Origin of the sequence: Paenibacillus sp. LjRoot56 (assembly GCF_964253335.1) — a bacterium.
GTDB lineage: Bacteria > Bacillota > Bacilli > Paenibacillales > NBRC-103111 > Paenibacillus_E > Paenibacillus_E allorhizoplanae.
The window spans coordinates 913,318-937,159 of the sequence record NZ_CAXURV020000002.1 but is presented as its reverse complement, the minus strand read 5'-3'; the positions used below and the strand labels follow the sequence as shown (position 1 = coordinate 937,159).

The 23,842-nt window shown below is 44.7% G+C and carries 28 protein-coding genes; 4 read left to right on the top strand and 24 right to left on the bottom strand.

Translation table 11 applies throughout. The annotated features are described in order from the left end of the window. Position 1: 1 nt before the first annotated feature. From ACSQ8O_RS16545 to ACSQ8O_RS16470, 16 genes are all read right to left on the bottom strand, one after another. Positions 2 to 898, bottom strand: coding sequence for a CvfB family protein (locus ACSQ8O_RS16545; protein ID WP_436242589.1), 897 nt, complete (start codon positions 896 to 898; stop codon positions 2 to 4). Then, positions 895 to 1,242: a ribosome silencing factor gene (rsfS, locus tag ACSQ8O_RS16540; protein WP_028557974.1), complete on the bottom strand. Its 348-nt coding sequence runs from the start codon at positions 1,240 to 1,242 to the stop codon at positions 895 to 897. The genes ACSQ8O_RS16545 and rsfS overlap by 4 nt, the downstream gene beginning before the upstream one ends. 19 nt (positions 1,243 to 1,261) lie before the next feature. Further along, the gene (gene yqeK / locus ACSQ8O_RS16535) at positions 1,262 to 1,834 is read right to left on the bottom strand and encodes a bis(5'-nucleosyl)-tetraphosphatase (symmetrical) YqeK (protein WP_436242588.1); all 573 of its coding nucleotides are present in this window, start codon (positions 1,832 to 1,834) and stop codon (positions 1,262 to 1,264) included. Next, positions 1,824 to 2,411 carry a nicotinate-nucleotide adenylyltransferase gene (gene nadD / locus ACSQ8O_RS16530; RefSeq protein WP_236291024.1) on the bottom strand — a complete coding sequence of 196 codons (588 nt, stop codon included), beginning with the start codon at positions 2,409 to 2,411 and terminating at the stop codon, positions 1,824 to 1,826. The genes yqeK and nadD overlap by 11 nt, the downstream gene beginning before the upstream one ends. A gap of 12 nt (positions 2,412 to 2,423) precedes the next feature. Next, positions 2,424 to 2,717 carry a ribosome assembly RNA-binding protein YhbY gene (yhbY, locus tag ACSQ8O_RS16525; protein WP_056609831.1) on the bottom strand — a complete coding sequence of 98 codons (294 nt, stop codon included), beginning with the start codon at positions 2,715 to 2,717 and terminating at the stop codon, positions 2,424 to 2,426. Positions 2,718 to 2,737: 20 nt separating this feature from the next. Beyond that, the gene (locus tag ACSQ8O_RS16520; protein ID WP_436242587.1) at positions 2,738 to 3,598 is read right to left on the bottom strand and encodes a shikimate dehydrogenase; all 861 of its coding nucleotides are present in this window, start codon (positions 3,596 to 3,598) and stop codon (positions 2,738 to 2,740) included. A 20-nt stretch (positions 3,599 to 3,618) separates the two neighbouring features. Beyond that, complete coding sequence (yqeH, locus tag ACSQ8O_RS16515; protein ID WP_056609833.1) at positions 3,619 to 4,734, bottom strand: ribosome biogenesis GTPase YqeH; 1,116 nt, start codon at positions 4,732 to 4,734, stop codon at positions 3,619 to 3,621. Between the two features lie 9 nt (positions 4,735 to 4,743). After that, entirely contained in the window at positions 4,744 to 5,238 is a 495-nt protein-coding gene (locus tag ACSQ8O_RS16510) for a YqeG family HAD IIIA-type phosphatase (protein WP_236291027.1), read from the bottom strand. Positions 5,239 to 5,445: 207 nt separating this feature from the next. After that, complete coding sequence (locus ACSQ8O_RS16505) at positions 5,446 to 6,222, bottom strand: alpha/beta hydrolase (protein WP_436242586.1); 777 nt, start codon at positions 6,220 to 6,222, stop codon at positions 5,446 to 5,448. Between the two features lie 60 nt (positions 6,223 to 6,282). Next, positions 6,283 to 8,514, bottom strand: coding sequence for a DUF4129 domain-containing transglutaminase family protein (locus ACSQ8O_RS16500; RefSeq protein WP_436242585.1), 2,232 nt, complete (start codon positions 8,512 to 8,514; stop codon positions 6,283 to 6,285). Further along, a complete protein-coding gene (locus ACSQ8O_RS16495) occupies positions 8,507 to 9,793 on the bottom strand; it encodes a DUF58 domain-containing protein (RefSeq protein WP_436242584.1) in 1,287 nt (428 codons plus the stop codon). The genes ACSQ8O_RS16500 and ACSQ8O_RS16495 overlap by 8 nt, the downstream gene beginning before the upstream one ends. A gap of 4 nt (positions 9,794 to 9,797) precedes the next feature. Next, on the bottom strand, positions 9,798 to 10,757 hold the full coding sequence (locus tag ACSQ8O_RS16490) for an AAA family ATPase (RefSeq protein WP_436242583.1): 960 nt from the start codon (positions 10,755 to 10,757) through the stop codon (positions 9,798 to 9,800). A gap of 351 nt (positions 10,758 to 11,108) precedes the next feature. Further along, positions 11,109 to 11,459, bottom strand: coding sequence for a stage V sporulation protein AE (spoVAE, locus tag ACSQ8O_RS16485; RefSeq protein ID WP_056609845.1), 351 nt, complete (start codon positions 11,457 to 11,459; stop codon positions 11,109 to 11,111). Then, a complete protein-coding gene (gene spoVAD / locus ACSQ8O_RS16480) occupies positions 11,456 to 12,475 on the bottom strand; it encodes a stage V sporulation protein AD (protein ID WP_056609846.1) in 1,020 nt (339 codons plus the stop codon). Before spoVAD ends, spoVAE begins: the two co-directional genes overlap by 4 nt. A 4-nt stretch (positions 12,476 to 12,479) precedes the next feature. Then, positions 12,480 to 12,950, bottom strand: coding sequence for a stage V sporulation protein AC (gene spoVAC / locus ACSQ8O_RS16475; protein ID WP_056609847.1), 471 nt, complete (start codon positions 12,948 to 12,950; stop codon positions 12,480 to 12,482). A gap of 24 nt (positions 12,951 to 12,974) precedes the next feature. Beyond that, a complete protein-coding gene (locus ACSQ8O_RS16470) occupies positions 12,975 to 13,835 on the bottom strand; it encodes a DUF421 domain-containing protein (RefSeq protein ID WP_436242582.1) in 861 nt (286 codons plus the stop codon). Between the two features lie 196 nt (positions 13,836 to 14,031). Between ACSQ8O_RS16470 and ACSQ8O_RS16465 the strand changes: the two genes are divergently transcribed. Next, positions 14,032 to 14,238: a DUF1657 domain-containing protein gene (locus tag ACSQ8O_RS16465; protein WP_056609848.1), complete on the top strand. Its 207-nt coding sequence runs from the start codon at positions 14,032 to 14,034 to the stop codon at positions 14,236 to 14,238. A gap of 166 nt (positions 14,239 to 14,404) precedes the next feature. Here the strand turns inward: ACSQ8O_RS16465 and ACSQ8O_RS16460 are convergent, their stop codons facing one another. The 5 genes from ACSQ8O_RS16460 to ACSQ8O_RS16440 form a co-directional block, all read right to left on the bottom strand. Next, positions 14,405 to 14,545, bottom strand: coding sequence for a hypothetical protein (locus tag ACSQ8O_RS16460; protein WP_056609849.1), 141 nt, complete (start codon positions 14,543 to 14,545; stop codon positions 14,405 to 14,407). Between the two features lie 30 nt (positions 14,546 to 14,575). Continuing rightward, positions 14,576 to 15,334, bottom strand: coding sequence for a C1 family peptidase (locus tag ACSQ8O_RS16455; protein WP_436242581.1), 759 nt, complete (start codon positions 15,332 to 15,334; stop codon positions 14,576 to 14,578). 120 nt (positions 15,335 to 15,454) lie between these two features. Further along, positions 15,455 to 16,183: a DUF6081 family protein gene (locus ACSQ8O_RS16450; RefSeq protein ID WP_056609851.1), complete on the bottom strand. Its 729-nt coding sequence runs from the start codon at positions 16,181 to 16,183 to the stop codon at positions 15,455 to 15,457. Positions 16,184 to 16,213: 30 nt separating this feature from the next. After that, positions 16,214 to 17,140 carry a prenyltransferase gene (locus ACSQ8O_RS16445; protein ID WP_436242580.1) on the bottom strand — a complete coding sequence of 309 codons (927 nt, stop codon included), beginning with the start codon at positions 17,138 to 17,140 and terminating at the stop codon, positions 16,214 to 16,216. Positions 17,141 to 17,313: 173 nt separating this feature from the next. Next, the gene (locus tag ACSQ8O_RS16440) at positions 17,314 to 17,640 is read right to left on the bottom strand and encodes an L-rhamnose mutarotase (protein ID WP_436242579.1); all 327 of its coding nucleotides are present in this window, start codon (positions 17,638 to 17,640) and stop codon (positions 17,314 to 17,316) included. Between the two features lie 219 nt (positions 17,641 to 17,859). On the opposite strand from ACSQ8O_RS16440, the gene ACSQ8O_RS16435 reads away from it, so the two are divergent. From ACSQ8O_RS16435 to ACSQ8O_RS16425, 3 genes are read left to right on the top strand one after another with little or no spacing between them, the layout of a single operon-like run. Beyond that, the gene (locus tag ACSQ8O_RS16435; RefSeq protein ID WP_436242578.1) at positions 17,860 to 18,363 is read left to right on the top strand and encodes a TRAP transporter small permease; all 504 of its coding nucleotides are present in this window, start codon (positions 17,860 to 17,862) and stop codon (positions 18,361 to 18,363) included. Next, positions 18,363 to 19,655, top strand: coding sequence for a TRAP transporter large permease (locus ACSQ8O_RS16430; RefSeq protein WP_436242577.1), 1,293 nt, complete (start codon positions 18,363 to 18,365; stop codon positions 19,653 to 19,655). The genes ACSQ8O_RS16435 and ACSQ8O_RS16430 overlap by 1 nt, the downstream gene beginning before the upstream one ends. A gap of 43 nt (positions 19,656 to 19,698) precedes the next feature. Beyond that, entirely contained in the window at positions 19,699 to 20,754 is a 1,056-nt protein-coding gene (locus tag ACSQ8O_RS16425) for a TRAP transporter substrate-binding protein (protein WP_436242576.1), read from the top strand. A gap of 40 nt (positions 20,755 to 20,794) precedes the next feature. Here ACSQ8O_RS16425 and ACSQ8O_RS16420 read toward each other — a convergent pair whose 3' ends face one another. From ACSQ8O_RS16420 to ACSQ8O_RS16410, 3 genes are all read right to left on the bottom strand, one after another. Continuing rightward, complete coding sequence (locus tag ACSQ8O_RS16420) at positions 20,795 to 21,553, bottom strand: response regulator transcription factor (RefSeq protein WP_436242575.1); 759 nt, start codon at positions 21,551 to 21,553, stop codon at positions 20,795 to 20,797. Continuing rightward, positions 21,546 to 23,399: a sensor histidine kinase gene (locus tag ACSQ8O_RS16415; RefSeq protein ID WP_436242574.1), complete on the bottom strand. Its 1,854-nt coding sequence runs from the start codon at positions 23,397 to 23,399 to the stop codon at positions 21,546 to 21,548. Before ACSQ8O_RS16415 ends, ACSQ8O_RS16420 begins: the two co-directional genes overlap by 8 nt. A gap of 76 nt (positions 23,400 to 23,475) precedes the next feature. Then, positions 23,476 to 23,793 carry a cupin domain-containing protein gene (locus tag ACSQ8O_RS16410; RefSeq protein ID WP_057314467.1) on the bottom strand — a complete coding sequence of 106 codons (318 nt, stop codon included), beginning with the start codon at positions 23,791 to 23,793 and terminating at the stop codon, positions 23,476 to 23,478. Positions 23,794 to 23,842: the final 49 nt, after the last annotated feature.

Genomic DNA, 23,842 nt, shown 5'->3' with positions numbered 1-23,842 from the left:
CTCAGCCTTGCGTCTCCTCTTGTTTCAGATAGGTCCAATCTGCTTCCTGATAGATGAGCCCATCTTTCATAAGTTTACCTAAGGCACGTTTGAAGGCTGCCTTACTTAGTCCGAATTTATCTTTAATAACATCAGCTTGTGTTTTATCCGAAAATGGCATCGCATTTCCTGGACGTTCACGCAGCACTTCAAGGATGCGATCTGCATCTTCATCGCGTCCTTTTTCCTTAGGAAGCCTCATGGATAGATTAACTCGTCCATCTTCTTCACGGACGAAGGCAATTCTTACATCCACTTGCTCACCTACGCGAAGTAAACGTGTTCGCTCTTGTGGGATGATAAGCCCAATGACGCCATATCCAAGGACACCTGCTTCACAGATGACGAAAGTCCCCATTTGCAGAGGGCGATACACGCGTGCTTTCACCCATTGGTTCGTCCAACTTGAAGGTGCTCGTACACAAAGTGGAGCCAAATCTTCTTCAAGTGCCAACTTAGCGATTAATCGGCCTTGTCGGTCATGTGCAAGCGTAGCAAATACTTTGTCACCTACTTGAGGACGAAGATCCTCAAATTCAGGCACGTGCCGATAAGGCAAAAGCAGATGACGCCCTAGACCCATTTCTAAGAAATAGCCAAATCGCGGATGAATATCAACAACCTCTAAAAGTCCCACCTGACCCATGGTCAGTAGTGGACGTTTCATAGTGGCCATGATTCGATCCTGCGTATCGTGGAATAAGAACACTTCCACTTTATCTCCCGGACTAATTCGATTACCAACGATTTCTGCGTAAGGGAGCAGAAAATCCTGATAACCATCGCTCAGGAAGAAGCCGTTTGGTGGAACTTCCCTTGCTACCTCTAAGGTAACAAGGGATCCTGCTTCCATTCTCATACGCGCTCCACAACTTTAGCATCGGACCAAAGTCTTTCGATGTTATAGTATTCACGGTCATCACGATGGAAAACGTGCAGAACAACATCCCCTAAATCAAGCAGTACCCATCTTGCGGTATCAACGCCTTCAAACCCTCGAATATGAACACCATGTTCGTGTGCTTTTTTACGAGCCTCGCCCGCAATCGCTTGAACTTGTGTTTCCGAATTCCCGTGACAAATCACGAAATAATCAGCGATTAAGGATACGCCTTTCAAATTCAGGCTAACGATATCTGCCGCTTTCTTGTCTTCCGCTGCCTCAACAACGAATGCTAATATTTCTTCTGGGTTTTTACTCATGCAATCATCCTCCATGTCATTAGGTGTGTAGTTGTATTTGTTCCAATAAATCGTTCCGTGTCAGAATTGTTAACGGATAAATGCGCTTTCCTTTGGAAATCAAGAAGTTGATCGTGGAGTCGAAACCAGCAATCAACGCGCGTTCAAGACTCGTCTTTGCCAGTTCACGAATAGTTTCGACTCCTGGAAAATCACGACCTGGCTCCATATAATCCGCCAAGCAAACAATTTTGTCGAGCAGCGTCATCTGTTCTCGACCAGACGTGTGATACCGAATCGCATCTAAAATTTCCTCGTCGTCGATTCCGAATTGCGTCTTCGCGATGAAAGCCCCTGCATGTGAATGCCATAACTCCTTATCGAAAACTAACAAATCTTGCGGTAAATCGTTCTCACGAATAATCTTAGCTTGCTCCCCAGTAGGCCAATACTTGCAATAATCGTGCAAAATCGCTGCAACATCCGCTTTGACCGCATCCCCGCCAAATCGTTCAGCCAGCATAACGCTCGTTTCCATCACACCAAGCGTATGCTGCCAACGCCGCTCCGGCATTTGCTCCTTTACAGCTGCCATGAGGTCTTCACGTTTCATATAAGCCATTCACCTCCATGAATTGCCCAACCTTATCTGGCACAAGATACCTGACAGGATCCCTCTTCAGTCTCAACGCCCGAATAGCTGTCGATGAAATTTCAACGAGGGGCATCGGAACGAGCTTCACTCGGTTTCGTATATGTTCGGGAAGCTGCTTCAAGTCCAGCTCATACCCAGGTCTGGCTAATCCAATAAAATGAATATGCCGCACGATGTCATCAATGCGATGCCACTGCGGCAAATACTGAACCATATCCGCGCCAATAATGTAAGTGAACGCGATGTCCGGATATTGCGATTTCAACAGCTCGATCGTATCGATACTATAAGATACGCCGCCTTTGTTAATTTCGATATCGATAGGACGAAAAAAAGGATTGCCTTCTGCAGCAAGGCAAACCATCTCCCAACGCTGCTGGCTCGTTCCTTTCGGGGCATTAGGTTTATGCGGCGGGACGTTCGCTGGCATGAGCCAAACCTCGTCCAAGCCCCCTTCCACCCTCGCACGTTCAGCTGCGATTAAATGACCGGTATGAATGGGATCGAACGTACCTCCCATAATTCCGACAAGCATACGTCCACCTCATTAGCGCGGCAGTTCAATCTTCTTATTGTCACGCGATTCTTTGTAAAGCACGACGATTTTCCCAATAACCTGAACAAGCTCTGCGCCAGATTTCTCGGATAATTCAGCTCCGACCTCTTGACGGTCTTCTCCACTGTTGTTGAGAACCGTAATTTTGATCAATTCACGAACTTCAATTGCTTCATTGATGTGACGAATCAAATGCTCATTCACGCCACCTTTACCTACTTGAAAAATTGGATCTACATGGTGCGCCAAAGAGCGCAAATATCTTTTTTGTTTGCCTGATAACATTGATGTCCCTCTATTCATTCTTATTCAGTTAACGACTGTTCTACCACCTGTCTCATCGCCGCAACCGGCGCAGGTGTACCCGTCCAATACTCGAAGGCATACGCGCCTTGATAAATAAACATGCCGAGCCCGCCATGAATGCGCGCCCCAACGGCTTCCGCTTCACGAAGAAATCTTGTGATTCGCGGGTTATAAATAAGATCACTAACAAGGTGATGCGGTCGTAGCAGGTGAAGCGGTAAAGGGAGCTCATCAACATTAGGATGCATACCAGCGGAAGTCGTATTCAGTACGAATTCCACATTGTCCACAACGTTCTCCAATTCGCCCATGCCTAAACCAACGGTTTCGGTGAAAGCGCCAATTGTGGCTGCCAATTCGATTGCACGCTCCTTGGTACGATTCGCGATATAAATGCAGCTCGCACCTTCTTTCGCAAGTGCATAAGCAACACCTCTCGCCGCGCCGCCAGCACCAAGTACAAGAACTCGTTTACCTTTGAGCTCGATTCCCGTCTCTTCCTTCAAAGAACGAACATACCCGATCCCATCGGTATTAAAGCCTTTGAGCTTACCATTCTCATTCACAATGGTATTGACTGCGCCAACGATTAAAGCCCCTTCATCGATCTCATCGAGGTAGTTCATGACATCAACTTTATGCGGAATCGTCACATTCACTCCGCGATAACCAAGTGCCCTAATTCCCCGAACTGCCTCGCCAAGCGCTTCTGGCTTCACGTGAAAAGCTGCATATACGCCATTGATGCCCGCTTCCTGAAAAGCACGATTCAACATAATCGGTGAACGAGAATGCCTAATTGGATCCCCGAAAACCCCGTATAAAACTGTATGACTATCGATCGTCCGAAGTTTATCCATGATCTCCCCCATGTTCTCTCCTAAATCAACGACTCCCGTGTAATGACTTTAATACCTTTCGGTGCATGCACAGCAAGCTGAGCACCAGCAAGGCTGTTCACTTTAATCCATCCCAAACCAGAGATCAGCACATCCATCTGTTTCCCCTTCGGAATGTGCAACGGATGTTTGACCAGCTTCGGAAGCTCTTCAAGATCCGCCTGCGCTGGAGGAGTCAGCATAACACCCTTATGTTCTTCATATAACTGATCCGCTCGCTCTAGCTTCGTACGATGAATCTGAATGGCATTTGACGTATATATGGTGAAGGATTGATGCTCACCTTGGATAAAATCAAAACGAACTAACGCACCGAAGAATAAGGTTTGTCCCTCATTAAGTTGAAATACCATTGGTTTCAGCGGTTTGTCTGGCATGAGTGGCGTTAAATCACGCTTCTTCACTACCTCCGTAAGACGATGCTTGTACACAATCCCAGGCGTATCAATAATGAATTTCCCGTCATCCAGAGGGATTTTGACTAGATCAAGTGTAGTTCCCGGATATTGTGACGTCGTTAATTCGGCTTCCAGATCACTGTAATCACTGATCAGACGATTAATGAGCGTCGATTTCCCTACGTTCGTAGCACCAACCACGTACACGTCCATGTTGCCGCGATATTCTTGTACAGCCGAAATAACACGATCGAAACCGATGTTTTTCTTCGCGCTGCAAAGCACGATATCAACAACCTTAAGGTTCTCTTCCTTGACTCTGCGCTGCACCCAGTTAATGATTTTGTTGGCATTCGTCACTTTCGGAAGTAAATCAATTTTGTTAACTACGAGTAGAACGGGATTATTCCCAATAAATCGGGCAAGTGAGCTAATCATACTGCCTTCAAAATCAAAAATATCCACGATCTTCACGACTAACGCCTTCGTTTGACCAACATGTCCTAATAATTTCAGGAAGTCGTCTTGTTGAAGGGTAATACTCGAAGACTCATTATAATGCTTTATCCGATAACAGCGCTGGCAAATCAAAGGTTCCTTCTGCAAAGCAGCCTCTGGAATAAAGCCCAGCTTACTTTTGTCTTCTGTTTGCAGCCCAATGCCGCAACCCGCACAATGTTGTATTGTTTCTGTACTCATGAAACCTCCCTATTTCTTCATCCTTGCTAGAGCCCATTTCTCAATCTGGCGATTCACTTTCGTGAAGAAGCCTTCATCTTTTCTTGAGATAGGTTGAACCAGGATCGTGTATAACCCCATTCGATTGCCGCCAAGCACATCTGTTAGCATTTGATCCCCGATAACAGTAGTCTGTCGCACATTCGTTCCAAGCAACTTCATCGCTTTATGGAAGGAAGCATTCGTCGGTTTTTTGGCACGGTGAATAAACGGAATGCCCAGTGGCTTAGCAAAGGTCGAAACTCTGTTATGGTGGTTATTCGACACAATAACAACTTTGAAGCCGATCTGCTGCAAATGATTCAGCCATTCTATTAACTCAGGTGTCGCATGTGGATCACGTGCACCGACAAGTGTATTATCAAGATCGGTTATAATTCCGCGAATACCGAATCCCCACAGGTGATTGGCATCAATATCATAAATTGTATGAACAGACTGTCTGGGTACAAGCTTTTTCAGCAAACAAATTCCCTCCAACTGCTTCCTTGACATATACGTGAAACTATATCATAGTGCCTCGTTTGTTGCAAAAAGAAAAGAACATATTTTCCTTCCACATAAGAATTTATAAGTTTCCGATACACGGAGAACAAATTCTTATTGGCGATAAAAACAACATTTAAAACGCGGTAGATCATCCTCGAACGACTTCGATAGAAGTTTTTCTCACTAGTCTTTTGTTGGCAACGGCAACCACGCTAAAACGCGTTGAATTTTGCGATCCCAATATCCCCATTCATGGGTGGCGGACTCTTCTTCATAGGTAATTTCCAGCCCTTGTGCTAGGCAATAATCCCTGAATCGAATGTTATCTTCATACAGAAAATCCTCAGTACCACAACATTGAAATAGCTTAGGTTGCTCTTGTTTACTAGCAACAAGCTGATTGGCGAGATAGAATAAATCATTTGGGGTATTTTTTATCGTCGTCACATCGCCATAAATTAATTGAAAATCATTCGGAAATGCATTAGCGCGCTCAACAATATCTACGGCTCCTGACAAACTCGCTCCCGCTGCATACCGATTCGGATGCGAAAGTGCCAACTTCATCGCGCCATATCCCCCCATAGACAGTCCGGCCACGTAATTCAACTCTCGTTCTTCGGCTAAAGGAAAGAATGATCTTGCTAACACAGGTAATTCTTCACTAATGAACTCCCAATACTTTGGACCTGACGCCATATCTGCATAAAAGCTGCGGTTTACAGCTGGCATAATCACAGCAATTCCATGCTGAGAAGCATAGCGCTCAATGGATGTTCTACGCATCCATATGGTATGGTCGTCGGACAATCCATGCAACAAAAAGAGGGTAGGGTGCTTTCCACCAAAAGCATGTGAGGCTAGTCCAATCTGACTTTTGGCAACTTGAGGTAATATGACATGCATGGAAGCTGCAACACCAAGGGATTCTGAATGAAAATGACAATCGATAAACGCCATCTGAATAAATCTCCTCTCATAGGAAGCCACCCTCCTAGATGGGAGAGTGGCTTCGGCTCATCATTTAATTTGTTCTTTCACACGGATAATTAATTGGTTCGCTTGTCGATATTCAACTTCAGACACAGCTAATTGACTGTATTTTGCACGTTCGAACAGCTCAATTAATGCGTCCAATTCTTTCTTCATCCATTTGCTCTGCGTTGACCATCTGGTTGTTGCTTCGCGCACCGTTTCATACTCATATCGCGTGTATCCTTTACGACGACAAGCACGGAGCATTCTTTCAAATTCAACGATGATTTTCTGATTAAAATTCACGACTTGCAGCTGTTTCCTGCGAGCACGCCAATTATGCCACGCCTCGCTTCTTACTAAGAAGAATACAGCAACAGCAAGAAGTGCTGCGACAACTACACCACTTAATGTCAGCCAAAGCCATGTGAAACTTGCTGCTTCTGTTGTTTCTTCAGGCAATGTGCTAGTTTCAGTGTCTGTGGGTAAATCTTCTACAACAGGTGCTGCTTCAGGGAACACATTAGGCAACGCAAAGCCGGAGGTTGGCTCGAAAGAGATCCAGCCAAAGCCTTCAAAGTAAACTTCTACCCAAGAATGCGCATCTGAGTTGCGAACCGTATAAGTGCCAGCACCGTCTAAATCAAGCGTTGCTCCTAACTGGCTCAAGATACCCTGCTCGCGAATGTCGTCAGCAATCGAAGAAGCGCCTGAGGAGTATCCTTTCACCCAACGAGTAGGTAATCCAAGTGATCGTGTGAGGACAGCCATTGCAGTCGAGTAGTAGTCACAATATCCCTGTTTCACTTCGAATAAGAAACGATCCACGAAATCCTTGCTCTTCCCTTTTGTTTCATCAGGCGTATTCGTATAAGGATAATGTTCGGATAAATACTTCTCTATCAATTTCGCTTTATCATAAGGATTAGTCGCGGATTTCGTAATATCAAGCGCTAACTGTTTCACTCGCTCAGGTAAATCGACAGGAACTTGCAGGTATTCTGCCCACTCCGGTTTGTTGGTAAAATCTTGCTGCGTTTGACGCAGTAGATCTTCCTCTAGTATCGGCTCTTGGACAACGATCGAGTAGTCTTTCGGATAATTAGTCCGTCCCGTAAATCGAAGTTCCGATTGTCGCGGTGTCCAAATGATGCGTTGGAACGGATTCTCACCTTGATTGATTTCCACGATTTTCTGGATGGCATAGCCCCCGAATAAGACCGGGAACGTCTCATCTCGATCCATCACAACACTTTGAGTAACTTCTTGTGTTTTCAATTGAGATACATCAAAACGTGGGTCTAGCGGTAACGGGTTCAAATTCACCCGATAAGCAGGCAATCTCTTCTCCGTCGGCCCAAGCTCCCATCCTTTACCGTTATACATCGATCGGGTTTCCCCACGGAAGTAGGTTCGTTTGGTAGATTCAACGGTCATCACCGGCGTGTAATCAAATCGAAATCCGCCACCCAGGCGGCTGTCATCTCGGCTATAGCCGGATGAGGCATCCGCAGTCGATGTGGCAATGCTAACCCCTTTACCAAGCAACGGCACCGTTTCCCCACGACTCACTTTCCAAGCTGTGTAAGGGTCTGTCAGTATAGGATTTACAGTCGGAGCGAATACGCCTGCTAAAGTAATCACACCAATTAAAATAAGAATAGGAACGGTAAATGAAGACGGATAATCGGAAATCGTTTCCCAAACGTCTGGCGCTTTCTTCTTCAATTGGGAGAAATGTCTCACAATTAAAAGCAGAAATCCACAAAGCATAATCATCGCCACTTGCGGCCAAAGAAAAATCATACTAAAGGAATCACGAACAGCAAAAAACAAAATGCTAACAAAGATAAGGACAACAATACGGAACCTTGATTGAACGGACCACATGGCGAATAAATAAATGATCCATGCTCCCAAACTAAACCAAATATACGGTTCAAGCTGCCCCGCGTTAAGTCCAATGAAACGAAGCGCCTCTTTCCATGTTGTAATATGTACGGCTACCCAATGATAGCCCATGCCCAAACCATGGAACCAGATGATAAGAACGAATTGGAGAAACCCTCGCCAGCCGTCTTTTATTTTGGGAATACAGTAGGTCGCTGTAGTAAGAACTAAGGTCCAGGTAACGAACGAAACCGTCTCTGGAAGCCACAAACCATCTTCTTTCATAATCCAAATCAGAAATTGGTAAAGGAATATCCCCACGAATATCGCAGATACGCGCAATGCCCAATCCTTGAGAAGAATTCTGCTCCACCATGTGTTAGGCATACCGTTTCGCCCCTCCCAAGAGGTTAGGCAAGTCCGTCAATTGACTCACTTCATACCCCATATAGCCTTGTGAGCGAATGGCCTTAATATAATCCTCATGTGCTGAAATATGCTCCACACCCTGTGGGCTGAAAGCTTGATCTGCTTGGGCATGAACCCAAATATGACATGGCTTCATTTGAAGCAGTGCCATTTGCTGAAACATCTGCAGCATTGCACTACCTTTTTGAGGAGAAATGAGCACAATTAAACTACCTGCAGGCCAATCCTGTGAACGTTCCTTCATAATCTGGCCTAGCGTTTGAAAACCATCCGCATCAACACCAACGAGATGTTTAACAATTTCCTTGTAATGATGCTGACTGTGCTTCGGTTCAAAGTAAGTAAATTCCTTGCCAATCGACAGTAAACCAAGTGCCATTTCGCGTCCAGTTCCGTATCGGAATAGAGATGCTGCAACAGACACTGCTAGCTCAAATTCGGCCGCATCTCGGTATGCTCGAGCAGTTCGGTCCAATAAAACGATGGTTTTCGGCAAGGATTCTCGCTCGAACTCCTTCGACTTCCAAGTCCCTGTTTTCGCCGTTGCATTCCAGTGAATACGTGAAAGGCGATCACCATAAATGTATTCACGAACACCATTGATTTGAGTTGTTTCCCGGTGTGCGCTCGTCGCCGTTGAGTGATGCTGCATACCTTTGAGCATTTGATGAAATTGCGCCCATTCGCGAATCGTAACGGTTTGGGGATACACAGTAATTGGTTGTTGCAGATCTAATCGACCTTTATGCTGAAAAAAGCCGAAAATATCTTCGGTCAAGCATTCCGTTTCACCAAACCGATAATACCCTCTCCGAAGAGGCGGCGTGCTATACGTGAATTCACCCCGACGTTTCCAGTCTGGGACGATAGATCCTTCAAAAACAGATTCGTCCCCATTCTGACGTATAAGCTGATCTTTAATCATCACGTAAGGAACTGGCCAATAGCCTGGTAATTGGACGCCCAGCTGAATTTGTAAAGATTGTCCTGCCTCCAGTTTGGCTTCTACGCTTGTATTTGTAAGCTTCCGAGTCCCTTGCACACGTCTGATGCCGCTCCAGTTCCCTGAGAGTAAATAGATCGTTAAAAAAGTCATCGTTATGAACAGCATGGAAGCCAGCTTGCCACCTTGAAATAGCATGAATAACAAGCTAGCTAACAAGCAAGTTACAAGTAGCCAAAAAGGTGCCGGAAGCCGGGTGAGTTCCCCGAATCGTTTGAATACGGGTCGTTTCATAGGCTCACTTCTCCAATCTAACCGGAACCCGTACTTGCTCAAAAATCGTCGCGAGCACAGAGGCAATACTGACACCATCCATACGCGCTTCCATTTGAAGGATCATACGGTGACCCAGTACAAAAGGAGCTAAATATTTAATATCATCTGGGATGACATAATCGCGACCATGTAAGAAGGCATAGGCTTTGGAGGCTAATACCAACGATAGCGTAGCCCTTGGACTCGCACCGAGGAAGACCGCGTGATGTTCCCTTGTTTTTCTCGAAATTGTAACTAAGTAATCAGCCACGGCTTCATCCAAATGTACCAGGCGAACCTGCTCTTGAATTTCAAGAACTTGCTTCGTATCCACAATGGCATGCAGCGCTTCCATCGGATGTACCTTGCTTTGGGAAGCTATCATCATTTTCTCGGCAGCTTCACTCGGGTAGCCTAAGCTCAACTTGATCATAAATCGATCTAATTGTGCTTCTGGCAATGTATACGTTCCCTCAAAATCAATCGGATTCTGAGTGGCTAGCATAAGGAACGGGGATGGGAGTTCATGCAAATCACCATCTACCGTAATATGTTGTTCTTCCATCGCTTCAAGAAGTGCTGATTGCGTTTTGGTCGTCGCACGGTTAATCTCATCGACGAGTAAAATATTAGTCATAATCGGCCCTGATCGGAAAAGAAACTTCTCTTCTTTGGGGTGATATATAGATACGCCAGTTATATCCGTTGGCAATAAGTCCGGGTTACATTGAATACGGCGAAATTGCCCATTAATAGATTTCGCCAGCGCTTTAATAAGTACAGTTTTTCCTGTCCCTGGGACATCCTCAAGCAGAACATGACCACCTGCCAACATCGCAGTAAGCAACAATTCAATTTCGGCACTTTTGCCAAGAATACATGATTCTAAATTTGCTTTCAGCCTAGCTAGTACTTCTACATGATGCTGGGTGGCAGTTTCCATGTGTTGATCCTCCTTAGAGTTTTGCTTGCAAAACTTGCTTCGTAAGTACTACTGAGTTTTCGTCGAAAGCTTATATGCGTAAACATCGCTTTTTTGTACGAACCTGCTTCATCTTCTGTATAGCTCAGAAAACAAACAATATGTACGTAAATCTAGTTTACAGGAAAGTTTTTCTTCCGTATACTTGTAAATCCTCTAAAGTTATTTGTTAAAATTAACCACGTAAATGAGCCTTATACGACTTACCAAAACAATTCCAAAAGCCCACCACCGCAAACATACATAAATGCAAAAAAAGACGCCTCGCGGCGCCTTTTTTACATTATGTTTAGCCTTCCGCATCAGCCTGCTTCAACCCTTGGGTTTCACAAACAAAGCAGCTAAAAAGGAGAAGATGATCGCGGCGGAAATCCCTGCACTGGTCACCTTGAAAATACCTGTAATAATACCTATATAGCCTTCCTTATGCAGTTCTTCCAGAGCCCCATGAACGAGTGCATTCCCGAAACTCGTGATCGGCACTGTCGCACCAGCGCCAGCAAAGGCAATCAACGGTTCATATAAATTGCAGCCATCGGCGATGGCACCAAGTACAACCAACGTGCTCATGGTGTGTGCTGGTGTTAATTTCCCAACGTCCATCATCAGCTGCCCCAGTACACAGATGGCTCCTCCAACAACAAATGCCCAGAAAAAACTCATACGTATAAACCTCCAGACTCTATGGAAACAGCATGTGCGATACAGGGAATACTTTCACCTTGTTGGAATGAAATTGGTGAAAGCAAGGCACCTGTTGCGACAACGAGGATTCGCTTCAATTCTCCTTTTGCCATACGCTTTAATAAGTGCCCATAGGTCACCGTAGCAGAGCAACCGCAACCACTCCCCCCAGCTTGAACCGTTTGCGTTTCTCGATCAAAGATCATTAATCCACAATCGCTATAGGTTGTCTGCTCGATCGGGAATTGATGCTTGTGAAAGAGCTCACGTGCAATGCTGATCCCCACCGATGCGAGGTCCCCCGTCACGATGAGATCGTAATAGGAAGGGTCACGATTCAACTCGCGGCAATGTGTTTGGATCGTGTCGACAGCGGCAGGCGCCATGGCAGCGCCCATATTAAACGGATCCGTGATCCCCATATCCACGACGCGTCCGATCGTGGCCGCGGTGACGACAGGGCCGTCACCGGTCTTCCCAAGCACGGCGACCCCAGCGCCAGTGACGGTGTACTGCGCCGTCGGCGGCTTCTGAGACCCATATTCCGTGGGATAACGGAATTGCTTCTCCGCCGTGCAATTATGGCTGCACGTGCCAGCCATGACATAGTTGGCTGCACCAGAGTCTACTAATTGAGCAGCTAGCGCCAGCCCTTCCATCGACGTGGAGCAAGCACCGAATATCCCTAGATAAGGGATATTCAGTGTCCGCGCAGCGAACGTGTTGGAGATGATCTGATTCATCAGATCTCCCCCAACATAGAACTGGATTTGGCCGTCGGTAAGGCCGGCTTTCGTCAGTGCAAGCTGAGCAGCTTCCTCCAGCAACGCTTTCTCAGCTTTTTCCCACGTTTTTTGACCAACAGTCAAATCGCCGTGGACGATATCAAAATCTTCATTGAGCGGTCCTTTCCCTTCATCAGGACCAACAACAGTGCCTGTTGAAAGAATGACAGGCCGATTTTCAAATAGCCAGCTTTGGTGTCCCTTCAGCATCTTGTCAGCCCCCCGTGAAGATCAGATGTGCAATCCCTACAAAAAAGGCCGCCACTGTTCCAAATACGATGACAGAACCCGCTAATTTAAACATATTGCCGCCAACACCGAGCACAAGCCCCTCAGCACGATGCTCAATTGCTGCGGAACATAGTGAGTTCGCAAAGCCAGTAACTGGGACAGAGCTTCCGCCACCTGCCCACTGTGCGATTTTGTCGTAAATACCCAAGCTTGTTAAGATAACCGAGATAATTATCATGACAGCAACGGTGGGGTTGCCGGCGGTCTTCTCCGTAAAACCAAAGCAATTTATGAACAAATGCATAAAGCACTCACCGATCAAGCAGATTGTCCCACCTACCAGAAAGGCTCTTCCGCAATTTTTAAGAACAGGTCTTTTGGGTTCTTGCTGCTTAGCTAATTTTTGGTACTCCTGTTGTGTCATCGTTAAGTTTTTCTTCTTGTTGTTAGGCATGACTTACTCCTATTCCCTCAAAACCTAAGCTCTGAGAATCGTATGTACCTGCTGGATAATTTGAGTTAACTGCATGGAACATGTTTCATACAACTGTTTAGCCTCAGAATTCTGCGTCGTCAATGCGTACAACTCTAAATCTGCTTCACATTTCTTCAGGCACGCAAGTACTGCAGGGCGTTCGGTAGATGCCGGTATGACTACTTTGTCATCAAAAAGATCCACGGTTAATTCACCATGTGTATCAACTTGTCCAAGAAATACATTTTCTTTCGCCACACCCATTTTTGCAAGCTCATCTTGCAGCCAGCCTCTACTTTTACCCGCTGCAGCTAAGGGCTCATTTTGAATAACACCATCCATCATAACGGCTTGAGTTGGTTTCTCTATAGGAAGCTTTAGCCCTAAATGCTTTGGCGTTAGTGGTTGGTTCTCACTCTTTAGTAGAATACTCAAATCACCGCTGGACTCCAGCATCGCAAATTCCACATCCGCGACCCGAAATACACCTTTTGTACGCAGCTGTTCGAGTAATTCATCCCCTGTATAACGTTCCTTTTTTAAATTACCTTCTAGAATCTTGCCATCCTTAATGAGAACTCTGCCATTGCCTTCAAACCAAAGTCGAAGGATCTTGCTCTTTAACGTTAATAATTCCAGCACTAATGGCACAAGCACCCATATTAGAATCGCAATTACACCATGAAAATAATTTGCTTCAACGTCAGTCGAAATGTTCCCAGCTAGATCCCCGAGCGTTATTCCTATCACATATTCAAAGAAAGTGAGCTGAGAAATTTGTTTTTTACCTAGAATCCGCGTCAATACAAACAGAAACATCAAGGTACTTAATGCTCGAATCGCAATAAGTATCCAGTCCGGCACATCATTCCTCCCCCTTCTTCAACTTTCAATATCTACATTATGTGTCATTTGCCCCCTAACTATTATTGCTCTAAATTGGATTTATTTGTTAACATGTATCACTTACATTGGGGGCATATTAACAACCGCAAACAAGAGAGCACATATGGCATTGATTTGTTCTCATCCATTATCAAAATTGAGGAGTGTATACGACATGACAGTAGCATCAGACGTTAAAACCACCTTGGCATCTTTAAAAAGTGCCCAAGCCAGTCTTGAAACCTTCGCACTAAGCACACAAAATCAAGAGGCCAAGCAATTATATGAGACAGCGGCCCAATCGACCCAGCAAATCGTTGATCAAGTTGCCAGTCGCGTCCAGCAGTTAGAAAATGAAGAGCCGCAATATAAAGGCTTTTAAACGCCAAACAGCCGCTGCGCGGAAAACGCAGCGGCTGTTTGTTCTTTTTTCAAAAGAACAAACTAAGAAGTAGAATTAGCAATACAAATAAAATGAGAATGAGCAATTTCAGTTGGTCCTTTGGCATGAGTGCCGTCCCTCGTTTCATTGAAATTCCTTCCGATACTCATTGCGGTGGCTGTCCCGAAGCTTTCCTCACTTCATTGGCTAACCGATTAAATTCCTTTTGTGCTTCCGGATCTGAGGTCGCGAAATAGGCTGCTGATAAGAAAGCTATGATCTTGTTCGCATCTTCCACACTCATCATCGAAATAGGCCTCCTCTATATTAGACAAATTTATTTTCCAGTCCAGTAATCAAAGGTCAGTGATTTATTTCTGAAAAAAGAATAAGGAATATAGCAGTATCCTGCGTCTCCCCAAGCGGTTCCCCATGAGTTTCGTGCAATAATAACTCCTTTTCCTTTTTCCTTTCCATCCTTATAGCCAACCGCAAGCAGCGCATGACCGCCAAGAAGTTTTTCCTTTTTCCGATTGGGATATGGGATTTTCCCAGTACTGGAAGCTTTCTTATTCTCAAATGAGTCATACAGCCATATTCCAAATACAACCGGAGAGCCATCCGCGAGCGCAGCCTTCATCCCTGCTAAATCATGAATGCGATGATAGCCTTCAATACGATAATATCTAGCAAGAGACTCCGCTTGATAATTCGGTGTTTCTTTAAAGTTTGCAATCTTATACGGCCATACTTCCTCGGGACAAACGCCTGTTTTATGCAACACTTTCATGCCGTCACGGATTGTCGCCCCTGCATCACGATTTACCGTATTTTCTAACTCGCGTTCATGCCAGTAATGATAAAGGCGTGATAGCCGCGTTGGATTCTCTTCTTCAGATTGCAGCCAATACTCTCGCAATCCACTTACAATTGCATTTGATGTGCATGATCCTAAAGAACCTTGGTTGACAATCGGAGTGAGTTTGCCCCGTAAATCGATTTGCCCCGGCAATTGAGATTCCCGAATATAATTGACACTCCTGTATGTGAAATCACGAAAATCGCGAGGGTCCTGTTTGACCGTATATTTCCGCATACCTGTACCTCCTAAGAAGCCTAATCGCTGAGTACTCCAGTGTATTCACCCATAGGCAGGAGCGTGCAAAAAAGAGCCCGACTTCAGAAACGAAGTTCGAGCTCTTTCATGTATTTCTTCTTATTCCGTTATTGTAACTGTTACAGGTGACCACTCGCCGATAATCGTCTGTCCATGCAAGGAGACACTGCCTTGTGGTGTCAAATCCTTCTCCGTCATCATACCTAAGGCAACTGTGAAGCGATTGAATTTGATCGGTACATTTTTCTCACGTCGCACTTCGACACCATTCACATAGAAAATGACTTCGTCATTGCCGCGGTGATACGTAATTTTGTACGTATTGAATTCACGTGGTTGGAAATTCGTTTCCTCTTTGAAAATACAGAAAAAGCGCGTTTTGTCCGTCTCAGGAACTTGTACACCCGGGAAAGGAAGTACAGCATATACACTCGCATACTTATCATTCCCAGCAAAGAAATCTAGCGCAGCGCCTGTCGTGAAATCAAGCAGATTCAAGGAGACGAAGCCATCATATAAATCGTTCGGCTCTGTGTTCTGCGTGCGAGCACGGATTTGAAGCTCGAAGGAAATTTCTCCTTCTTCGGGCACCTCAACATCTTGAGCTGAATAATACATATGCTTTGCGTTATCTAGAAATTGTACATAGTCATTTTTGCGGCTCAGCGGCGCACGTGCATATAGAATGCCATTTCGAACAATAATCGTCGCATTCGGCTCTCTGAATTCCCAGAAGGACCCATCTGGCATCGGGAACCCACCTATTTTCCAAACTTCGCCTTCGGATAAAATGGTGTGGAAATCACCTATTGTAAATTGCTTGCTCATCGCTTATGACCTCACTTTGTTGTAATATTCTCATTGAAAAATAGCTTGGACGACCAAAGCCAGCATCATAATCAAGCCGCCTCTAGTTGTTGCTTTTAGTGAAGCACCCATTAATGGCAGATAGGCCGGAGAAGGATTCTCTGACTTCAAATTACCATATACCCGATAAAATGGTATGGCTGTCACTAAAGCAAGCAGGGAATAGTATGGGAAAACGCCTACTATCACGCACAAAATCAAGGCCAAATAAGAGAGTACGAATAAACATTTGGAGAATACGAGCGCTCTCTTCTCGCCCCAGACAACAACTAGCGTTCGCTTACCCGCACTTTGATCTGATTGCCAGTGAAGGAAATGATGATTAAATAGAATTAATGTAGTCAACAGGCCGATCGGCAAAGATAGCAAAATCGGTTGATAATCGACTTGCATAGTCTGCACATAATAGCTGCCTAACGTAGGTAGAATGCCGAATGACAGCAAAATAGCAATCTCGCTATATCCTTTGCCGCGATAACCAAATTTAATGGGCGGTGCCACATAGAAATAAGCAATCAAAGCACCTAAACCACCGAAAACGAGTACGAGCCAGCCGCTGCTTATGCTTAAGATAAGACCACAAATAAGGGCTACAGCAAATAATGACCATGTCAGAAAACTAAACGTTCGCTCTGCAATGGTGCCATTGGCTAGAAAACCTGAATTGGTCGAAATGGTTGAGGCTGTTTCCCTGGCTGCCGTATCAATGCCATTACGAAAATCCCATAAGTCATTAATCATATTCGAGAATAAGTGCGCTGCAATTGACCCAATGAAAGTTAGCACAAATAAGATTGGATGAAATGTATCGTTCCATACGATTGCTCCTAATCCACCTAAAACGACAGGAATAACCATGACTGGAATAACCCGAAATCGTGATGCTTTTAATAATAAACTTAAGTTGAGGTTATTCATTTCTCACGTCCCTTTCAACAAAAATTGCTTTGCTATTCATACTATCCCAATCCTAGTAGTACTTCAAGTAGGTTTCAATTCCCCTAAAACCACGGTATGCCATCTCTGTCAATAGTCGGAAAATGAGAAAAGGATGCTAGAATAATCTCTAGTCATCCTTCTTCCAAAATAACTTATTTCAAATAGAAAACCTCACGCATCGGCGTAATTGGAACGGCTTCACGGAAATCGAAGGAGCCTACAACCATTTTGGACGTTATGGCATTCCACCGATTACAGGCATCACTCTCTGCCAGATAGGCGAAAGCAGCATCTATATCATCGCACAAGAATACATAGAAAAATTGTGCACCATTTTGAAAAATGGAGTAATCTCGGATTCCTGCTTTACTATGTTCCTCCATAATCTCTGGCCAAGGAGCCAAGTGCATTTCCACATATTCCTCAAGAGCTTCTTCGCGAATCGTCCATGTCCAAGCAAATTTACCGCTGTTTTGCATAAGGCTCAACCCTTCCTTTTTCACATATGGTAGATTTCATAATTTCAACTTTACTTTGCCGTCAATCGCCAGTCAATACTGATCTTCACTTTCAACGATTCTAAAAATATTACAAAAAAAACTAAAAACTATGGCGTACCTGCCCAATAAACCGACCGCTATACTAAAGACATCGCAAATGGAAGCACTTACAAATAGAGAAAGGAGGTCCATTTCACGATGCGATTGTTCCGAAAAATAGCTCTTGGTATCGATACCTTTATTGAGTCGGCATCTCTTATCGGTTTACTGAGTATGATTATCATCGTGACCGCTCAGGTCATGACGCGTAAGTTATTCAATTTCGTTTTTTTCTGGTCCGAAGAAGTCACGATGTTACTGCTTGTCTGGTTTTCATTCATGGGAATCGCGATTGGTTTTCGAGAGAAGCTTCATCTTGGCATTGATTCCTTCACACACAAGCTTCCGGCTTCATTCAATAAAGCGCTTGATAAGCTCATTGAAATCACGATTCTCGCATTTGGTATCTATCTCGTGCTATACGGCTGGGATTTCACTGTCATGATGCACGAATCTGAACTGCCAGCAACAGGTCTTCCCAACAGTACGTTGTATGTCATTATGCCGATTACTGGCGTCATGACTTGTGCTTATGCACTTTTGCAGCTATTTGGGATTGAAACGAAACGGCATGTCAATATAAAGGAAGGAGGCAACCACTAATGGACTCGACCATTGCCATTCTCATCTTATGTGTCACCTTCGTTGGTCTGATCGTCCTGCGTTTTCCGATCTCCTTAGCGTTGGCAGGCTCATCACTGCTTACCCTTGTTTACTTGAAGGTTCCACTTGCAACCGTTGGCCAAACCATGATTCAAGGCATGAATTCTTACTCCTTGCTGACGATCCCCTTCTTCATCCTTGCTGGCCAGATCATGAGTGAAGGACAAATGGCTCTTCGACTTATCAATCTCGCTCAGGTTCTTGTTGGTGGGATTCGCGGTGGACTTGCCATGGTGAACTGTGTGGCATGTATGTTTTTCGGTAATATCTCAGGCTCCGCGATAGCCGATGTTTCTTCTATTGGCTCTGTCATGATTCCCATGATGAAAAAGAAAGGATATGACACGGACTACGCCGTAGGCGTCACAGTTTCTGCCGCCATTCAAGGCGTTGTTGTTCCACCGAGTCACAACCTTGTCCTTTATTCCCTTGCAGCAGGCGGCGGCATCTCCATTGCTTCTTTGTTCCTCGCAGGCATAATCCCTGGTCTAATTCTCTGTGTATCCCTCATGGTTACAAGCTATATCATTGCGATTAAACGCGGTTATACCAAGAGTGAAACGGTTCCGTTACGTGAAATTCCAAAAATCGTTCGTGACGGGCTTCTGTCACTTCTGACTGCGGTCATTATTTTGGGCGGCATATTCACTGGATGGTTTACAGCAACGGAAAGCGGCGCGCTCGCTTGTTTATATGCTTTCATCCTTACGTTTCTCGTCTATCGGGATATTCCAATCAGCCGTATGTGGATCATACTGAAGCGTACCTTTCGAACCGTATCCATGGTCCTATTCTTAATTGCAGCCTCGGCTACCTTCAGCTATGTGCTTGCCTTCCTCAAGGTTCCTGGCATGTTAACGGACTGGATGTTAGGGGTTACCGACAATCCCATTATTATTTTGTTAATTATCAATGTACTTTTGTTAGTACTAGGCGCACCTATGGATATGGCACCGCTAATCTTAATTATGACGCCAATCTTATTGCCCGTCGTAACGACCCTTGGCATGGATCCTGTTCACTTCGGCATCATTATGATGTTAAACTTAGGCATTGGACTACTGACCCCGCCTGTCGGGACCGTCTTGTTTGTTGGATCCGCGATAGGCAATATTTCGATTTCTGAAGGTACGAAGGCGATGATGCCATTCTTCTATGTCATGTGTATCGTCCTTATGATCCTGACCTATATTCCAGGCCTCGTCATGTGGCTGCCTAATCTTCTCAAATAGTTAAAAGATCTACCAAACTTTCGGACAAAGGGTGATAATCGACATGCATATAAATAAAAAATATTTCTCCATCCTAAGCACAGTCATTGGTACAAGTTTGTTACTTTCAGCTTGCGGCAGCACGCCTACCAACAGCTCAACTTCAGCACCCGGAACAACTACACCCGCTTCAGCAACGAAAAAAAGTGATGGACCTAAATTAAATTTCCGTTTAGCTGAAACGCACCCGGCTGATTACCCGACAACAATTGGCGATAAGAAATTCGCTGAGTTGGTCAATCAAGCATCAGATGGTCGTATCAAAATTGATGTATTCCCCGCATCCCAGTTAGGTGAAGAGAAGGCTGTTATCGAGCAAGTCCAGCTCGGTGCCATCGAATTTACCCGCGTCAGCACAGGTGCTCTAGGCGGATTCAACAAGCAATATGAAGTGTTCAGCTTGCCTTATATTTTCGACAATGACGCTCATCAATGGAAGTTTCTAGAGAGTGAGCAAGGGACGAAGCTTCTGGATAGCCTGGAGACCTCCCGCATGAAGGGGCTTGCCTACTATAGCTCTGGTGCACGACATTTCTACTCAAAGAAACCGATAAAAACTTTAGCCGATCTTAAGGGACTCAAAATACGTGTTATTCAAAATAAAGTCAATATCGATCTCATGGCTGCACTTGGCGCAAATGCAACCCCCATGCCCTACGGTGATGTCTTCAATGCATTACAGACCGGAATCATTGATGCCGCAGAGAACAACTATCCAAGCTATTTCTCTTCTAATCATTTCCAACAAGCCAAGAATCTCATTCTAGACCAACATCAACGTGTACCTGAAGTTTTGCTGATTTCCAAAGTAGCTTGGGATAAGCTTTCAAACGAAGATAAGGATTTAATTAAGAAAGCAGCTCAGGAGTCCGTCAAAACACAAAAAGCCGAATGGGATAAATTCGAGAAGGATTCAGAAGCTAAAGTAAAGGCAGCTGGCGTCACGATAACAGATGTTTCCGACCTTAAGCCTTGGCAAGATGCTGTGAAGCCTGTAATCGAGAAATATCGCAGTGAATATAAAGAAACCCTGGAAGCGATTGAGAAAGCGAAAAAGTAAGCCTGAATTGAAAAAAGGATACATGGAGGTGAAAGGCGCCTCACATGTGTCCTTTTTCTTTTGGCATTCCGCCACTTTTGCGATATTCTAGCGGGGAGTACGTGGTGATCTTCTTAAACGTAGTACTGAAGTAAGAAATATCCGCATATCCAAGTCTTTCCGCGATTTCCGAAACACGCAGGGATGTTTTTACAAGCAGTCGCTTCGCCTCATCCATTCGCATTTCAATGACGAAATCAACGAACTTACCCCCGGTTTGCTGCTTAAAAAGCTGGCTTAAATAACTTGGATTGAGATGTACCAATGTCGCCGCATCAGTCAAAGAAATCTCTTTATGCACATTCGCCATAACGAATTGCTGAACGCGTGCAATAGCGGATAGTTCATCTGAATTTATTACTGAAATATCAGTACGTAAGGCCTCTTCCCGCGACTCACGTTCTTGAATCCATCTGCGCAAACAATCCGCCATGGCTTCCGTTTCAACAGGCTTTAACAAAAAATCCTTCACGCCATGCCGAATGGCTTTCTGTGCTAGTTGAAAATCATCATACCCACTGACTAAAATGACATTCACTGATTTAAGTGCCAGTTGCTCGGCTAATCCAATTCCATCCATAACGGGCATCTTAATATCAGATATCACGAGATCTGCTTGATGATGCTGAAGCGCGTCGAGTGCCTCTAACCCATTTCCACATTCCTGCATAATAGCTACAGGCAGCTTGGTCTGCTCAACAGCTTTCCGCAACACAACACGGACCCATTTCTCATCATCCACTAGTATGATTTTATACACAACTAGCCCCTCCCTCTCCTTGTAGCTTCAGTGGCAGCTTAATCCTAACTATGGTTCCAGCACCAACGCTACTTTCCAGTTCAAGGCCAGAATCCTCCTCAAATAAGTACGAAATTCGCCGATGTACATTGACTATGCCAATCTGTGAGACAGCAGTCACCATATCCTTTTGACGTAAATCGAGCTGTAAGGACCTCAATCTATCAACAGGTATTCCGGTTCCAGTATCTTTTATTTCTATTACAAAATGCTTCTCGTCATAACGTTTTGCAGAAATATCAATATGCACGGGCATCGCACTCGTCTCTAAGCCATGAATGACACAATTCTCAACAAGTGGCTGAAGAGCAAACTTGGCTATCAACTGCGTCTCTGCCCATGATGGAATCTGAAACGAATACGTCAGTCTCTCTTGGAACCTATATTGCTGAATCCGCAAATACATGTCACAGATATGAACTTCTTGTTGCACGGAAATCGTTGCGCCTGCATGATTCAAATTGTAACGAAGTAATCGAGCCAATGAAGCAACCAATACAGAAATATCCGTCATATCCTTTTCCAATGCCATACCTCGGACCGTTTCTAACGCATTCATCAAAAAGTGCGGGTTCACTTGGGATTGCAGCACTTTCAGTTCCGTCTCTTTCTGGCGAAGCTGAAGATCTTTCTCGCGCAGCTCTGAATAGTAAATTTCATCTAAAAGCACTTGCAGCTTCTCAACCATTTTATTAAAATCATTGGTTAACTGACCAATCTCATCTTTGGACTCAATATCTACACGAGACTGGAAATCCCCTGCTTTCACTCTTTTCATAAAAAACTGAAGTGATCGTATCGGTCGAACAATGCTTGTCGCGAAACCAATGCCGATTAAATAGGCGATAAGCAGCGTAAAGACAACAGTCCACCAAATGGTTTGCCTAATATACTGCGTACCATGCGTCAATTCGGATTCCGGAATCATTGTGACTAATCGCCAATTCAGATAGGACGATTTACTCCACGTATAGAACGGTTTATCGCCTGTTGATGCTTGGTAAGAGCCGCTATCTTGCGTGAGAATCATCGGTAATTGCTCAAGCTCAGACAACTGACCAATCTCCTCATTGGCTGGGGAAAATATATAGTGACCCGCGGAGTCGATGATCGAGAGATATCCCGTGCGTCCAATCGTTACGCGATCAGCAATTTCTTGAATACGTTTGAAATTCACTTCCATGATCAAGGTTGCAACCGGTTCCAATGTATTCGGACTCACTAGCCTCTTCACAATGGAGAGCACAGGCACATATTCGAGCTCATAGCGTGGTGAGGGCGGACGAATAATAAGTCGAATATCACTATTGTTAGGAACACTTGAAAACCACGGTTCTTGAATTAATTCAATGGCTGGAGTTACGTTCTTGTTGAAGCTTGTATCCAGAACCGCTTTATCCTCCATAACTAGCAGGATGCGTGAAATATCCGATCGAGAGTACGCGGTATCGTGAAATAATTGCAGCAAGGGTTCGCGTATGCCGGATTCCTTCACTTCTTGCTCACTCATCATCCGTAGGAATTGCTGCATGGCTGGGTGATTTTGCATGCGGATCGAGTCAATTTCGAAATCGCGTATGTAGTACTCGATATGGAGCTTAACCTGCTCAATAATTTGTTCATTACTTAGATTCGCTTCTTCCCGAAGCACCTCGGACGATTTCTGATAGGAGATGAATCCAACAACACATAGCGGAATCACAACTAGCATGGCTGAATACACGAGCAATTTAACAGTCAGTGGACGATCACGTAAAAATAAGCTGCGGTGAAACCAATTCCACGCTTTACGTCCCCTTTTTCGCATAGTCTGCCTCCACTCAACAAATGTAAACGCATTCAATTATCGCACTCAAAGTAAAACCAGTTGCGGGAGCAACTGGTTATCTTTTCACCAAATCTTCTCGAATTGGTGTAAATACATCTAAGAGTGCTGAATCTTCCAGTGCGGTAACACCATGTTTAGCTCCACTTGGTATATAAATCGTTTGGCCTTGTTCAATAACCGTAACAACACCATCGATTGTGAATTCGATTTTGCCTTTCAAGCAATATGACATTTGTTCGTGAACATGACTATGCTGATAGCCAATCGCCCCAGGTTCGAAGTGAACCTCCATCATCATTAAACCTACCTCTGCTTTCAAAATACAACGAGTCACGCCTGGTTCTGCAGCTTCCCATACGCCAATATTAGACATCCGACTTTCCCCTTTCGTTATAAAACGCTTCCATCCTGAAATGAAAAAG